The 14,898-nt window shown below is 47.6% G+C and carries 12 protein-coding genes; 1 reads left to right on the plus strand and 11 read right to left on the minus strand.

Features of this window, described 5'->3' with window-relative positions; translation table 11 throughout:
- Window positions 1-129 precede the first annotated feature (129 nt).
- The 6 genes from J0895_RS20120 to dacB all read right to left on the minus strand — a co-directional run bounded on the left by J0895_RS20120 (window position 130) and on the right by dacB (window position 10,599).
- The gene (locus J0895_RS20120) at window positions 130-351 is read right to left on the minus strand and encodes a hypothetical protein (RefSeq protein WP_207089782.1); all 222 of its coding nucleotides are present in this window, start codon (window positions 349-351) and stop codon (window positions 130-132) included.
- 117 nt (window positions 352-468) lie between these two features.
- Window positions 469-696, minus strand: a complete 228-nt coding sequence (locus J0895_RS20125; RefSeq protein WP_207089783.1) for a hypothetical protein — start codon at window positions 694-696, stop codon at window positions 469-471.
- Between the two features lie 933 nt (window positions 697-1,629).
- Window positions 1,630-1,890, minus strand: a complete 261-nt coding sequence (locus tag J0895_RS20130; RefSeq protein ID WP_207089784.1) for a DUF1816 domain-containing protein — start codon at window positions 1,888-1,890, stop codon at window positions 1,630-1,632.
- 135 nt (window positions 1,891-2,025) lie between these two features.
- Window positions 2,026-2,406, minus strand: a complete 381-nt coding sequence (locus J0895_RS20135) for a response regulator (RefSeq protein WP_207089785.1) — start codon at window positions 2,404-2,406, stop codon at window positions 2,026-2,028.
- 414 nt (window positions 2,407-2,820) lie between these two features.
- The gene (locus J0895_RS20140) at window positions 2,821-7,944 is read right to left on the minus strand and encodes a PAS domain S-box protein (RefSeq protein ID WP_207089786.1); all 5,124 of its coding nucleotides are present in this window, start codon (window positions 7,942-7,944) and stop codon (window positions 2,821-2,823) included.
- Window positions 7,945-8,865: 921 nt separating this feature from the next.
- The gene (dacB, locus tag J0895_RS20145) at window positions 8,866-10,599 is read right to left on the minus strand and encodes a D-alanyl-D-alanine carboxypeptidase/D-alanyl-D-alanine endopeptidase (RefSeq protein WP_242541446.1); all 1,734 of its coding nucleotides are present in this window, start codon (window positions 10,597-10,599) and stop codon (window positions 8,866-8,868) included.
- Between the two features lie 239 nt (window positions 10,600-10,838).
- Between dacB and J0895_RS20150 the strand changes: the two genes are divergently transcribed.
- Window positions 10,839-12,053: an HhoA/HhoB/HtrA family serine endopeptidase gene (locus tag J0895_RS20150; protein WP_207089787.1), complete on the plus strand. Its 1,215-nt coding sequence runs from the start codon at window positions 10,839-10,841 to the stop codon at window positions 12,051-12,053.
- A gap of 134 nt (window positions 12,054-12,187) precedes the next feature.
- Here J0895_RS20150 and J0895_RS20155 read toward each other — a convergent pair whose 3' ends face one another.
- From J0895_RS20155 to J0895_RS20175, 5 genes are all read right to left on the minus strand, one after another.
- Window positions 12,188-12,610 carry a putative toxin-antitoxin system toxin component, PIN family gene (locus tag J0895_RS20155; RefSeq protein ID WP_207089788.1) on the minus strand — a complete coding sequence of 141 codons (423 nt, stop codon included), beginning with the start codon at window positions 12,608-12,610 and terminating at the stop codon, window positions 12,188-12,190.
- Entirely contained in the window at window positions 12,588-12,824 is a 237-nt protein-coding gene (gene vap15 / locus J0895_RS20160) for a type II toxin-antitoxin system VapB15 family antitoxin (protein WP_207089789.1), read from the minus strand. Before vap15 ends, J0895_RS20155 begins: the two co-directional genes overlap by 23 nt.
- Before the next feature lie 109 nt (window positions 12,825-12,933).
- Window positions 12,934-13,173: a hypothetical protein gene (locus J0895_RS20165; RefSeq protein ID WP_207089790.1), complete on the minus strand. Its 240-nt coding sequence runs from the start codon at window positions 13,171-13,173 to the stop codon at window positions 12,934-12,936.
- Between the two features lie 102 nt (window positions 13,174-13,275).
- Complete coding sequence (blaOXA, locus tag J0895_RS20170) at window positions 13,276-14,202, minus strand: class D beta-lactamase (protein ID WP_242541447.1); 927 nt, start codon at window positions 14,200-14,202, stop codon at window positions 13,276-13,278.
- Window positions 14,203-14,550: 348 nt separating this feature from the next.
- The coding region (locus J0895_RS20175) for an ATP-binding protein (RefSeq protein WP_242541448.1) at window positions 14,551-14,898 on the minus strand (348 nt) is incomplete at its 5' end.

Here is a 14,898-nt window from a genome sequence, read left to right on the forward strand (position 1 = left end):
GCTCGTGTGGGCTTTCCACCTCGGTCTGAAGACACGAGGCTACCAGCCCTACCGTGTTTCTCTGGTGTCTCTCAACGACGTAAATTTTTTTTCTACCCCAGGTAAAGCATTAATAGTCTATCGGTTGCCTTAAGCAATGCTGCGAACCTCACACTGGGATTGTCTTGATGAGCGAGAGGAAACCGTGGAAAGATCGATTAAACGTTCTAGCTGCTGTACACGCTGACGAGGTTGCACGACCATTGCAGCCAGATCGGGCATTTCTTGCCAGCAATGGGGACAGAACCAATAAACACCACTATGACGAGCGTGGCGGAGTAAGGAACTAGAGCAGCAAGGGCAATTGTTCATGATTTTTAAACCTGTTTCACAATAATAGAAGAAAAGTCAGTAGAAACTTGTCAAGAAAAATGTGCAGTGATGGAATTGTGCGTGATTATACGGAAGAAACTCGATAGCTGGGTCGGGTTAATTTCCACCCAGACGGCCTGCTTTAGAGAAGTAAAATTTATCTAAACTGAGGACGAGTCCGATAATGAATAACTGAACTAGCCAAGGTGCCAAGGCAAACCCCCAAATAAAGCAAACCACCGCTGTTAAAGCTCCTAGTACAAACGGAACATCACCAGAAGCTCGCAGGTAAATCCAGACAGATCCAAAAGAGATGGTTAAGAGGGTTAGGTAGGCGGAGGGCATGGCTAGGGACTCCTGGCACGTATCGTTAAGACAGTCCGAGCTGAATTAAGCTCTATGATTGAAGTTAAAGCAAGAATGTGAAGATAGTGTGAAGATGGCGGGAAAAATCGAGATTTTATTATTTTTTTTTGAGCGGACCATTTTCGGCGTGAGTTCTTGTCTTTTTTCCCTTTTTCTGGCCGGTAGAGGTCTGAGAAACTCTGGAGCTATCCAAGAGGGATCGCAGGGTGTCGGCTGAGAATAAAGGCTAACCATTTGGATTAGAGATCCCCACTCGGTCTTTTAAACTCATCAACTGTCTCTTAGAGCGACTCTTAAAATATTGATAAATAAACGGGTTTTTAAATCTACCTAAAGGATGATTTAAGGTCTCCATAATCAAGGCTTAAAAATTGAGGGAGGGTTAAGTGGGGGTTAAGCCGAGCTTCCTAGATCAATTGACCCTGATTGAGCCGGCTGAAAAAGGTTTGCTTGCTTGTGGGGGCGAGCTGGTCCTGAGATTTCCTCTTCTCATCCTTCTTTTCATCCTTAGGGTATTCCAAAAAATAAATCATTCCTATTCAGTTTTTAAAGGAGTAGGGTGGGCATTGCCCACATAGCTGTTCGGTGGCTTCACCACCCTACAATTGCTATTTTATTTTTTGGAGTTCCCTTATAGAAAAATGGCGGGAGGCTGTTTTATCCGCAGAAATGAGGGAAATGGGATGAAGGGGAAAAGGGGGAGAGCTACTGCGATTTTTAAAAGGGTTAAATCGATGAAAAAATCTCCTCCAACAGTGGCGCTTATATGCGGTTCAAGGGAGAGAATATCAGGGGAAACAATTAATTTTCCTATTTGTAAAATGAAGGAGAAATAAAATTCCCCCTTCCCTGATTATCCGCCTGGGGTCGGGGGTAAAAACTGTCAAATCCGAAGGTGATTAAAACTGCAAATTAATCAAATTCCAGGTCATTGGTGATCGTGAGTTCAGTCGGCTGACAGCGGTGAATATAAACAGCAAACCCTTGAGCACCTTCACTTTCGAGATCCTCAAGGTAGCCCCCTTTATAGCACTCCGCTTCTTTGGCACTCATAAAAGGACCAAAGTAGTAAGTACAAGTTGGTTCTGCGGTAACGATTTCAATCCACCAAGCAATTCCGAGCTTTTCCAAATAAGAAGTAAAAGCTTGTTCAATCGTTTCTGCTATTTTCATCAATGCGCTCCGCGATATGTGGATCTATACTTATGAAGATGATTGTACGCAAAAAAGAGTTTGCGAACCGCTAATCGGGACACATTTTAAAAAATAATCATAAAGAAGTTGTGAATCAATCAGGGATAGGGGAGATTAGGACTCCCAACCGAGAGCCAAGGCCACCTGAGCGGCTAGATTCATGGGTTCAAAAGGCTTGGCAATTACCGAGTTAACCCCCAGTTCTGAAAAGCGGCGCTGATCGGCATAAAGCACTTTTGCTGTGAGCAAAATTACTGGAATTTGTTGGGTCGAGGGATTAGCCTGGAGCTTTTTAAAAGTAGCAGGGCCATCCATATCTGGCATCATCACATCCAGGAGAATCGCGTCTGGCTGTTTTGCTTCAGCCACCTGGAGTCCCTCATTACCAGAACTGGCGGTGAGAACTTCCCACCCTCCAACCATTTCGAGGCTGAGTTGAGCGACTTCCCGGATATCATCTTCATCATCAATTACTAAAATTCGTTTCAAACTCACGCAGACCTCCTGAAAAAAAGGGACGCCCTGACTTGGACGAACCGGGGCGAAAAATTAAAAATTACACAGGGGAGCAATATCCCTGAACTTGAGTTCTCCAGTTGTGGGAGAAAACCTGGACAATGCCGGGAGGATAGAATGACAGGATTGAGCCGATCGCCAGAAGATTTAAGGGAAAATGTCCCCGATGGCGGCAGGATGAGAGCAAAAGAGGATCCCTCATTCCCACAGGGTTCCGGTTGGAATCCCTGAACTTGGGATCGTTCGTTGGCCTCAGCGGTAGAAACAGCTTATCTATTTTAACTAGCAAGAGGTCACCAACCGGGCAACTTCCAGATCTTCAGAGGTCCCTCTACTTCTCAAATCCGTCCCGAATTAGGCTGGGATGGAGGGAGTTGGCCGATCGCAGTAGAATCACGATCTTTGTTGAAACGGCGCGATTTCCTTGACAATTGGCGACGGGGTAGCCGAATCAGCCCGGGGGTCTTTCTCAGGGGGTCCCGGATGATCCTGAGTCAACGGTTCTTCCAGGCGATCGCCTGATTCTACCGCAATCCCTGAGTCCTGAGTTGCGACCCCAGTCAAATCGGAATTTTCCTCCTCTGAGTCAGAATTTGGCCGTTCCACCGGCAGGGTGAAATAGAACGAACTGCCCTCACCCACGACACTTTCCACCCAAATCTGCCCACCGTGATGTTCGACAATACTGCGACAAATCGCTAACCCCAAGCCAGTCCCCCCTTTCTTGCGAGAATCCGAGGCATCGACTTGTTGGAAGCGTTCAAAAATTGACTCTAGTTTATCCCCAGGAATACCTCGTCCCTGATCTTTAATCTGAAACAGCACTTTCGCCGTCTCCGAATCAAGGAAATCTAGAGACTCAGCAGAAGTAAGAGAGACAGACAACCAGACCTTACCCCCTTCAGGCGAGAACTTCAGCGCATTACTGAGCAAATTGGTCAAGACTTGAAAAATGTGATCGGGATCTGCCCACAGTTGCACCGGAACCGGGTTCACGCAGATGGTGACCTCCGCCTTATCCCCCATAGTTCGCATCGCATCCGCTGCTGCGATTGTCAAATCAGCAGCATTGCAAAACTGCTCAACCATCGTCACTTTACCCGACTGGATGCGCTCTAAATCCAGAATGTCATTAATCAACCGGACCAAGCGATCGGTATTGGACACGGCAATCTGTAACATCCGCCCTGCCTTTTCCGGATAGGACTCCAGCAGTCCATTCGCCAGCAGACCCAAAGACCCGCGAATCGAAGTTAAAGGAGTTCGTAGTTCGTGACTCACCACGGAAATGAATTCATCCTTCATCCGTTCCACCCCCTGACGTTCCGTAATATCCTTGAAGGTGAGAACCGCCCCTTTGATTTCATTTTGTTCTTGAATCGGGGTCGTGATATATTCCACGGGAAAACTCGTGCCATCCTTGCGCCAAAACACCGCTGTGCCATTATGGACTGACCCATCGGCGATCGCCCCATAACGCGGGGACACTAAACAGTCTCCACCCCCATCCCGAGGATCACCCACCTCCTCGGGCAAAAAGTTGGCTCCCAAAATCATCGTCAACGGGGCGCCCAACAATTCCCCCATCGAATATCCCAACATTTTCGTGGCAGCGGGATTGATAAAGGTCGTATTGCCTCGAATATCCATGCCGCAGATGCCTTCCCCAGCGGAATTTAAAATCAACTCATTTTGATGGCGTAGACGTTCCAGGGAATCCTCGACCCGTTTGAGGTCCGTTACATCCCGGGCGATCGTGGAAACCCCCGTAATCCGGCCTGCCGCATCTTTAATCGGAGAAATCGTCAATGATACATAGATTGGCGAACCCTGTTTCTTCAAATGCACCGTTTCATAATGATCAATACTCGATCCTTGGCGAATCCCTTCCAACAGGCGTAATTCGCTCTCTTGACGGTCTGGCAAAATCAAAATTGAAATCGATCGCCCCTTCACTTCCTCCGCAGTATAGCCATAAATTCTCTGAGCCCCCGTATTCCAGCTTAAAATCATCCCATCTAAGGTCTTGCCAATAATCGCATCATCGGAAGACTCCACAATAGAAGCCAGACGTAGACGTTCCTCCTCCACCTGTTTGCGTTCCGTGACATCCCGACCAATCACAACTAATCCTTTGCGACTACCATCGCTGTGAAACAGTGGCACTTTTAGGGTATCTAAAATCACATTGGTGCCATCAGGAACTGGAATCACTTCTTCCTGATGGGAGACAATTCCATGTTTCCATGCCTCCTCATCGGACCGTTCGCACTCCAAAAACGTATCACGATCAAACGAGTTCAACTCTGCAATTTCGGCATTTGTTTTCCCCTGATAATCCAAATCTCCGATGTCAAAGACTTTCAGCATAGCTTGGTTGGCTTTGAGCCAAGCCCCGCGACCGTCTTTAAAACAGATTGCATCAGGCATGGCATTAATTAAGGTTCGCAATTGTTCTTCACTTTCTTGCAAGGCGGCCTCAGTCTGTTTCCGGTCCGTAATATCAGTTAAGACACAGATCGACCCGACTCGTTGATTGTTTTCATCGGTCACTGCATCGGCCCGCAGCCAGATTGAAATCGGATTGACGGTATTGTGAAGGGCCCCCAGGGGTAAGACAACGGACCGATGAGTTCGTCCGCGCATCAGCACTTCTGAACTCCAACTATTTCCCTGGTGAATCAGATTAAAAACTTCTTGACCCAAGGAGGAATCTGCAAATAAAGAAGGCAGTCCACCGGCTAAGTGCAGTTCCTCCACGGTGCATTCAAATAAGTCTAAAAAGGCGCGGTTATGATAGATGGCTTGCCCGGTAATATCGATGGTGAGGACGGCATCACTGGTACTTTCGACCGCTTGGGTGACGCGGATTAAGGCTTGCTGGGCTTGTTTTCGTCTGGAGATTTCGGTTCTTAACCGTGCGTTGATCCGCTGGAGTTCTGCAGTCCGTTCGGCCACCAGTTCTTCGAGGTGGTTGCGGTAGAGTCGGAGTTCTTCTTCGGCTTGTTTGCGATCGGTGATATCCTCGACTAAGCCGATCGCAAATTGCCAAGAGTTTTGGGTATCTCGAATCGAAGAGACACTCAACCGCACCCAGACGCAGTGACCTTGAGCATGGATGTAGCGTTTTTCCAGTTGGTAGCGATCGCACTCTCCCGCGACGAGTTCCTGAAACAGTTGTCGGCTGGTGGGTAGGTCCTCGGGATAAGTAATTGACTCAAAACACAGGTTGTGCAACTGAGCCTGACTATACCCGATCATCCCCTGAAGTGCCGGATTAGTTTGCAGAAATCGTCCCTCTAAATCGATGATTATCATCCCGATCGCCGCCCCCTCGAAGGTGGTGCGGAATCGATGTTCACTCTCGCGCAGTGACTCTTCTGCTTGTTTGCGTTCGGTGATATCCCGGCAGGTATAAAGCAGGGTTCCCCCTTCGATCGCCACTTGTTTGACGCTCACCAGTAAGGTCCGGGGGTTCCCCTTTTTATCGATGATGGTCCGTTCCAGGTTGTGAATTTCCCCGAGGAGCTCCAGTTCTTCCCCCTCAAACAGGTCATCGCCGAGTAGGTGGCTAATGTGGCCCCATTGTTGGGCTTCTTCTACGGAATAGTCACAGATGAAGCGCACTGCGGGACTGATATAGGTCAGGGCCCCATTGCTGTCGGTGATCAACACGGCTTCGGAGATATTGCTCAGGGTGATGCGGTGGAGTTCTTCACTGGCGCGTAAGGCGGCCTCCATCCGCTTGCGATCGCTCAAATCTCGGGCCACGATGAGCAGGTTTAAGATGCCGTTGTTTTCGCCAATGGGGGTGGCAGCTAACTCCACCGGCACGATGGTCCCATCGACGCGCAAAAACTGTTGTTCGATAAAGGGAACGGCTTGGTGTTGGCTTAACATCTGCTCAATTCGTTCCTTGACCAGGGTACGTTTGTCGGGATGCACGAAATCCAGGACGGGTAACCCCACCAAGGCTTCTGGGCTGGTGGCCCCGAGGAGTTTAGCCCCGGCGGTGTTAATAAAGTCGATTTTGCCGCCACTGTGGACGATAATGGCTTCTGGGGAGAGTTCAACTAACCGACGGTAACGCTCCTCGCTTTTGGCGAGGGCGGATTCGGCCCTTTGGCGTTCGGCGCGATCGCGCAGGGCGACGATGCCGTAGGCGAGGTCATTGGCGAGTTCTTCAAGCAGTTCCACTTCGGCAATATCAAAGGCATTGGCGGTTCCTGAATAAATCCGCAAGGAACCAAAGGTTTTGTCTTTGCCAATCAGGGGTAGGGCAATGGTGGAGTGCAACCCTTGGTTGAGGGCCAATTCTCGCCAGGGGGCAAAACTGGGTTCGGTTTGGATATTTTGCACTAAGCAACATTTACCCGTCTGAATGCAGGTGCGGGTCATACCGGCAAATTCTTGGTTCAGTTTCCAAGATGCCTGGATTTTTTGTAAATAGTCCGCGGCATCTCCGGCGAAGGCGGCAGGTTGCAAGGGTTGTTGTTGCTCCGATTGCGCCGCTTCTTCCGCTTCAGACAAGGCAACCCAAGCTAATCGATAGCCTCCAGTTTCGACTATGATCCGGCAGATTTCGTGCAGGAGTTCGGATTCTGACAGTGCACGGACCATGACTTGATTGCATTCCCATATCGTGGTGAGGGCGCGGTTAAGAGAGCACAGTTCCATTTCTACGGCTTTGCGATCGCTCAGATCATGGGCAATTACAGAAAATCCCACTACTTGTCCCTGAGTGTCTTGCAATGCCGAGAGGGTGATATTGGCCCAAAACCGCGTCCCATCCCGTCGCCTGCGCCATCCTTCATCTTCACACTGTCCGGCAGTGGCGACGAGTTGCAGTTCTTGCGCGGGTTTGCATAAGGCAATATCTTCTTCGGGATAAAAACAGGAGAAGTGATGGCCGATAATCTCAGCGGAGGAATAGCCTAGCAGTCTGTGTGCACCTCGATTCCAACTGGCAATCCTTCCGGTTGAGTCGAGCAGAAAAATGGCGTAGTCACGGATTTCTTCGACAAAGGCGCGGAAGAGTTGATCGTTTTGTTGTTGGTGTCGGGGAGGAGTATTCAGGATAGCGGGGGACTCTGGATGCTGATCCCGAACCCTTGCGCTCAAAAGTTTTTCGACTCTCCATAAGAGTTCTTCGGGCTGGATCGGGGCGGCGATCGCATCGTCATATCTCCTGACTCCCAGGGTTTGAGCCTGGGTTGGGCCTTCTTCCGCTTCCCGGTGGGATTGCAAAACGTCCCACTCTCCCGGGTGAATCACCAGCAATAGAGGAAAATCACGAGTTTGGGAGAGGTTTCCCCATTCCCAAGACGAACGGTAAGTCGCCAACCCTAGGCGATCGCTAATGCATAAATCTAGGCCATTCCAGCCGGGATGGACTTCCCCCGCCACCCTCTCCACCAGGTTTGATTCGACCGTTACGACTTCGTAATCTGGGCTTAACTGCTGTATTAAAAGGTTACGGGTTCGGTGTTCCTCAATTAGGAGCAAAATGCGGTTCATAATTCACCCTAGTGGTTGTGGCTCCGTTTATTGAAATAATGACATAATGTTAAGAAGTTCTTTACACCCCTGGATCTGGTGCGATTTTCCCGGTCCTGTGTGATACCAAATCCGGTTGGTAAAAGTCGGTTTTCTCTGGTAGCCTGCGGAGGCAGGCTTTGTCCGTGTAGACCCACCGTTGACGGGTGCGGGTTTTTATAGACCTTTGACAACCGAATTCCGTGTGATTACCCAATTGGCTCGGTCTTGACCCTTGGGCGATCGCGCTTTTGGGTCGGTGGGGTTGGGTTGAACCCTGAGCTATGTTTCCGACTCTTTCCTTAAATAGATATCGCTATATCGTTAGTTTAAATCATTCCTGTAAGGGTTAAAAGCAAATCAGCCCTACATTTTCCAAGAAAGAGGGTGGCGTAGAATTGTCCAATTGATTGAGACCCGGGAGAAATCCAGACCCCTCTTCAAACTCCCTACTCTAGCTACTTTGTCTTTCTGGGTTTTTTTACAGTTGGAGGGATTTAAATTGGTAAGTTTTGAGGAGTTCGAGGGGTATTGGGGGAATTTTATGCCAGTTGCTCTTTATTACAGTAATTTCTAATCCCTGCTTTGTCAAGTCAGAGTTTAGGGAACGGCGACCTCTTTAACACTCAATCTTAACTAAAAACTATGGGGAATTACCACTCCCCATCCAGGCTTTATTGTTAATTTTTATTCAAAATATGTAGAGTTTGTTTCCTGGCAACTTGCCTATCTGGAGGGTTCGACCCCTACTATAGCAATCCTAAATCAGTTGTGGAATGCCCTCACCCCTTTCTCGTCGGCGGCCCAAAGGGGGAGAGGGGAGCAAGAGATGGCATAAATCATTTAAGACTGCTATATTGCAGCAGGGGGCAATTCCCAGAGAGAATTTAACGACATAGAAAGTTAGCAGCGTTCCAATTGCGTCAACAACACCACAATTTCATCGATCGCCGTTCTCAACATTGCAGAGGATTGGTCCGATTGATTGACCAAAATGCTAAACAACAACGTATTATACTCCGAATTGGGAACATACCCCGATAAACTAGATACCCCCGTTAAAGTACCCGTTTTAGCCCGAACCGTTTGAGCCGCAGGGGTATTCCGAAACCGGGTCCGCAATGTACCACTCACCCCCGCTAAGGGTAACGCTGACCGATAAATCTCAAAATAGGGAGAACCCGCCATTCCTCGCAAAGTTTGCACCAAGGATTCGGGACTGACTAAGTTCCGGCGAGAGAGTCCGGAAGCATCGACTAAATCGTAACTGGTCGGATCGACTCCCAATTCCGTTAAAGCGGCCTTCAACACTTGTAAACCCGCCTCCTGAGTCTCTTCTGGCAGAGGATGATTGCCTTTGCCTTGGGGATTCGCCCCGAGCGATCGCAGCAAGACTTCTGTATAAAGATTGTTGCTTCTTTGCAAAACTTCCACCGTCATCTCAGACAATGGAGGTGAGACGATCGCCGCTAATTCTTGCTGATTTGGCATATTCCGAAATTGGTCACTCACTATCTCCCTTCCCGTAGTAATTCCCACCCCATTCAACGCTTGGCGGAAATATCCTAAAAAGTTCTCCGCAGGTTCCGCAACAGAAATCGAAACCTCTTCTGCCGGTGCACCCACCTGTAACTGACCCGCAACTCGCACAATCGGTCGCGTAAACTCTCTCCCTACTTCCAAAAATTCCTGGGAATCTGTCGAAACCGTCGTGGAACGATTCTCAACTTGCCATCGGGTTTGTTCCGTTGGATTCGCCCAAGTTACCGATAACGGTTGTCCTAATCCTTGGGGAGTCAAGGTAAAATCAACGCTATTTTGATTGAAAATCAGACTGTTGACGGGTGCACCATATCCCGCCTGGACATCTTCCCATTCCCAGTTAGGATGGACGGGAGACCCGATGAAATAACTATCTTCACCGATGAGTTCGCCAATTTGCCGGATGCCTTGTTGCTGAAGTTGTTGGGCGATCGCCTCTAACTGAGTTTTCCCAATCGTCGGGTCACCTCGTCCCACAATCCGCACAGAGTCGATCCGGTCCCCAGTCGGATTAGAACCATAAACTGAGGTGCGAATCCGAAACTCGGGACCGAGATGATGTAAAGCAGCAGCACTTGTGAGCAATTTGGCATTCGATGCAGGAATGAAAAACTGCTCAGAATCCCGACGGTAAAGCGTGCGATCGCCTGAACCATCCAACGTTTCTACCAGAATCCCCCACCTGGCGCGCCGTAACTGAGGACGATTGATAATTCCGGCGATCGTCGGTTCCAACTGCGACTGACAAAAGCGCGGAGGTGCAGGGGGTGAGGTTTGTCCCTTCACCGGGGACGGCACACTGACCAACATCAGCATCAACCCCAGCAGATTCAGCGATTTCAGAGGTTTGTAAAGGCGATCGAGCGTCAATCTCAACATAAGCAGAAACCAGAGTCCAAATAAACAACCGTAAGTCATCGGCAAAGCGCTCACTCCCAAGAAAAAGCGCCTTTTCCCTAGAATCAGAACGCCGGGATATTCACCCGCTTTAAACCGCAATCCGGGAGACCCCAAAAACAGCAATCCCCCACAGAAACTCTCTACCCCCAAGGATTTTACCAGTTCCTCTGATTTCAACGTCCCGACTTCAGTCATTTCTTATGTTCGGATAGCAGTCCTAAATCAGTTGGGGGTGAGGGCATTCCACAACTGATTTAGACTCGCGATAGAAGGGTTCGGGTCAACCCCAAAATTTTCTGGAATTGAGTAATCTATCTTCAGAGGATTGTGAGTTCAGCCAAGTTCGATTACTGTGGAATCAGGGGAGGGTGATGGGGTAACCCGTCGCCTCCTCAATTTTCGCTAAACTCTATGGATGGATATAAATAATAACGATGTCTTTTTCTAAATTTTGTGCGAATGGGCGAACCCTTATCAGTTATTTATTAATGGGGGTTTGGAGTGCGATCGCCTGGTTGAACCCCCTCGGGTCTGTCTCTGCGGCAGCAACCCCCCTATCTGCGTTGGATTCTCTCCCCGCCAACCGGGTAACTGTCGCCCTCCAACCCAAGCAAAACCTGGGAAGCGGAGGCAACTTTGTCACCGCAGCAGTTGATCTCGTCGGATCCTCCGTGGTTCGCCTGAATACCGAACGCACGATCGCCCGTCGGGATGACCCATTTTTTAATGATTCCTTATTCCGAGAGTTTTTCGGACCGGATGTGCCAGTTCCCCAGCAAGAAGAACTGTTGCGGGGTCAGGGTTCGGGTTTCATTATCGACGGGGATGGGTTAATTCTCACGAATGCTCATGTGGTCAGTGATGCCGATCGCGTTACCGTCACCTTAAAAGATGGTCGCACATTTGAGGGAGAAGTGCGCGGGACTGATGCGGTTACGGATTTAGCAGTGGTCAAGATTGATGACCCTGGAGAACAATTACCTGTTGCACCTTTGGGAGATTCCTCACAAGTGCGCGTGGGGGATTGGGCGATCGCCGTCGGCAATCCATTTGGGTTAGATAATACGGTCACATTAGGGATTATTAGCACTTTAGAGCGATCGGCCTCCCAAGTCGGCATCCCCGATAAACGAGTGGACTTCCTACAAACCGACGCCGCCATCAATCCCGGCAACTCGGGCGGTCCCCTGTTGAACGATCGCGGTCAAGTCATCGGCATTAACACCGCCATTCGTCCCAATGCCAGAGGGATTGGGTTTGCCATTCCCATCAACAAAGCAAAAGCCCTCACAGATATATTAGCCCGAGGTGAGACAGTTACTCATCCCTTTATCGGGATTCAGATGGTCACCTTAACGCCGGACTTAGCGCGCCAAAACAATCAGGACCGCAATTCTAACTTAATCGTCCCAGAAATCAATGGCGTGTTAGTGATGCGAGTCTTGCGAGATTCCCCCGCCGAAGCGGCCAGATTGCGCCTTGGAGATGCGATCGTGGCCGTGGATGGAGTCCCCATCACCAGCGCCGATCAATTGCAGCGCATCGTGGAAAATAGCGGCGTCAATCGCGACCTCCGTCTCACAGTTCAACGAGGTCCTCAAACCCTAGAACTCACCGTCAGAACCGCTCAACTCAGCAATACTCGGTGAGAATTTGGTCTAGTGTGAGGCAATTTCCCTGACTCCTAACCGAGTGCATCATTCCAAACTGTTCCCCTCTTTTTTAGAGGGGAAAAATATTTTTTTTAGGGAATATAAAGTTTAAATCCATAACCCTCAACAAATCAGCAATTTATTTCTTGTAAAAATTCTTGATAAGTGACAATTTTGGTTCCTTCAAATTCTTTCAACGTCAACAAATCTGCATCTCCTGTAATCAAAAAATTGGCTTGACTATCTTGGGCTAATGCCAACAAAAAATTATCTTTTTCGTCTCGACAAATAAACACCTCAGATTGGATTTCCACGAACAACCCAATAACTGCCAGGAGATTTAGCAGTTCGTTTACTTTTTGGGGGGAAAAGTATTTTCTAAGTTTAGGTCTTTGAGTGACCCTGGTGATTTCTTCTTGGAGTTGGTCACAAAGTATCACTTGAATAGTCCCACTGACAATCAGGGTTTTAAAATTAGCCAGTCCTTTGCCAATCAGAAAGCTAATCCAAAGGTTGGTATCTATAATGACTTTAATGGGTTGATTGCTTAACATGAATTTCGCTTCTCACCGCTTCAACTTCTTGGTCAATCGTCTCCAAGGAGATTTCATCAGTCTTGAATGCTTCGAGAAGATGAGTTAATTTGCTATCCAGCAATTCTTTCGACAACGCTTCACTTAATTTTAATTTTTCTGAATTAGGGAGTTGCTTGACTAAACTCAAAACTTGCTCGAAACTGAGGGAAAGTTGATATTGGATTGGAGTCATAGGTTTATAGAGTTCAGGGGTTAATTATAGTTTAACACAATTGTTCAAAAACGGGGTTTATGTTTGGAATTGTTCACTAGAGCATTGAAATAGTCAGAAATTGCCATTTTTATCCCTGCTGTTCACGTTTTTGTTTTCGATTTGCCCGTTCTGATAAACCAGGCGGCGCATCTTCTAACAGATGTTCAGGATGTCCCCCACGTCTTTGGAGAATAGTTTGGCGGGGTTGTAAACTCAAGCAATGTTCTTTAACTAAGGGTTTAATCAATTCATCCCGGGTAATTTTTCCCCTTGCTAAAATTTCTAATAAACAGGCTTTCGTTTCTGGATCTAGTTCTATATTCACCATGAATCCCTCTGCTTAGAGATTGTAGTGTGGGCACTGCCCACCGTCAGGATTAATGTGGGCAATGCTACAATTGCTTTATGTCAAATTAATTTACAAAAAGCACTAGAGCACTCCAATATCTTGCAAACACCGTCGAGTCAATTCAATTCTAGCGGCTCCATCTTCTGGCTTGTTAACATCAATATTGGTTGCAAAAAAATCAGCATTATTTCCAGTTTCTACATACCCCACAAACCATCCAATATTTTGGAGTGATTCATTTCCATATCCAAACCAACCCGTTTTAGCTCGAATGGTGTAGTTCGGAGTTTGTTCATAAATCATAATCTCTTTGACAAGGGTAAGCGTTTGCTCAGAAAATGGTAAATCGTTGTTGTAGAGACGGCGCAAAAATTGTACTTGCTGTTGTGGAGTAATTTGAAGGTTTCCCTCTAGCCAAAATTGGTCAATATCTTCGGGTGTGCCAATGTTTTGATTGCCATAATTGACTTGGTTTATCCATTGCTGCATTCGCTCATATCCGATGCGGCGCGCTAACACTTGATAAAACCAGACGGCAGAGAGTTTGAAAGCTTCTCGCAGATTCAAGTCTCGATTCCAGGTGGGAATTGTTCGGGGAATTCCATCCCAGGTCAAAACCGCCAGTTCATTAGGTATTACGCCGGTTTCTAGGGCAATGAGAGAGTTTAATATTTTAAAGGTTGAGGCGGTTGGGAAGGCGGTTTGATTGCGTTGGGGGTTATGTTGCCAGAGGCGATCGCTATTTAATTCAGCAATGATTATTGAACCTTCAATCCCTAATTCTTGGAAATGTTGTCCAAAGTTAACGTTTTGAGCAATATCTACAGAAACAAGAACTTCATCCCCGGATTGTCCAAGGCTTGATGCAGGTTTAATGGTTGCTAAAACGGTAAAAATTAGACAATTTAATGAAATAATAATGATTGGATTAGATGATTTTTTGATACCCGCTATCTGTTTCTGGAATGGTCTAAAACAGGACTTACGCAGATTTTGATAATTTACCATAAGTGTAAATGCGATTCGCGAATCGCCTCTACATTTAGAATTCAATGTTAAAAACTGCGTATTTTTTGGACAATTTGATTTCATTTCTGCAATTTTTTTGATAAATTAAATCGATTCAAATGGAGTTGAGCAATTGTAGGGTGGCATTGCCCACATTACTCCGTCCGGTGGGCAGTGCCCACCCTACAATTGCTGGGGTTTTGAGTTAATAAAATTAGGTCATGGTTTGGCTGTTCTTACATAGTTTGGGTTTAAATTAAGTGAAGGGGTTGCGTCAGAGTCTAGTGGGTTAATGATAGGGATTGGATAATCTGACGCACCCGATGGGGAAATTAACTGGATTTGAGATTACTCATCATCAAATACCCATCCTTCTCCTTCTGTCCATTGGGTTGCCTCTTCCAGGGGAAGGGGTTCGGAAAAATTGGGGGTGAATTTGGGCTTGAGCGCCTCGGCATTGGAGGAATTTGTCGGTAGGTTTGCCGGTAAATAAACGGTGAAGGTTGAACCCTTTTCGAGGTTACTTTCTGCGAATAAATCTCCTCCCATGAGTTGACACAAACTCCGGGCTACGGCTAATCCTAACCCAGTACCCGCAGCATGATGGATATCAGAGGTGTGGATTTGGCTAAATGGCTCAAATAGCTCTTGTATTTGTTCCGGGGTGATGCCGATGCCGTTGTCTCGGACTCGAAA

This window comes from Phormidium pseudopriestleyi FRX01 (genome assembly GCF_017313335.1).
GTDB classification, from domain to species: Bacteria; Cyanobacteriota; Cyanobacteriia; order Cyanobacteriales; family Laspinemataceae; genus Laspinema; species Laspinema pseudopriestleyi.

Excerpts from the sequence above, each read along its gene's own strand:
- J0895_RS20120 (WP_207089782.1), bottom strand. The coding sequence starts at position 351 with ATGAACAATTGCCCTTGCTGCTCTAGTTCCTTACTCCGCCACGCTCGT.
- J0895_RS20125 (WP_207089783.1), bottom strand. The coding sequence starts at position 696 with ATGCCCTCCGCCTACCTAACCCTCTTAACCATCTCTTTTGGATCTGTC.
- J0895_RS20130 (WP_207089784.1), bottom strand. The coding sequence starts at position 1,890 with ATGAAAATAGCAGAAACGATTGAACAAGCTTTTACTTCTTATTTGGAA.
- J0895_RS20140 (WP_207089786.1), bottom strand. The coding sequence starts at position 7,944 with ATGAACCGCATTTTGCTCCTAATTGAGGAACACCGAACCCGTAACCTT.
- dacB (WP_242541446.1), bottom strand. The coding sequence starts at position 10,599 with ATGACTGAAGTCGGGACGTTGAAATCAGAGGAACTGGTAAAATCCTTG.
- J0895_RS20150 (WP_207089787.1), top strand. The coding sequence starts at position 10,839 with ATGTCTTTTTCTAAATTTTGTGCGAATGGGCGAACCCTTATCAGTTAT.
- J0895_RS20155 (WP_207089788.1), bottom strand. The coding sequence starts at position 12,610 with ATGTTAAGCAATCAACCCATTAAAGTCATTATAGATACCAACCTTTGG.
- vap15 (WP_207089789.1), bottom strand. The coding sequence starts at position 12,824 with ATGACTCCAATCCAATATCAACTTTCCCTCAGTTTCGAGCAAGTTTTG.
- J0895_RS20165 (WP_207089790.1), bottom strand. The coding sequence starts at position 13,173 with ATGGTGAATATAGAACTAGATCCAGAAACGAAAGCCTGTTTATTAGAA.
- blaOXA (WP_242541447.1), bottom strand. The coding sequence starts at position 14,202 with ATGGTAAATTATCAAAATCTGCGTAAGTCCTGTTTTAGACCATTCCAG.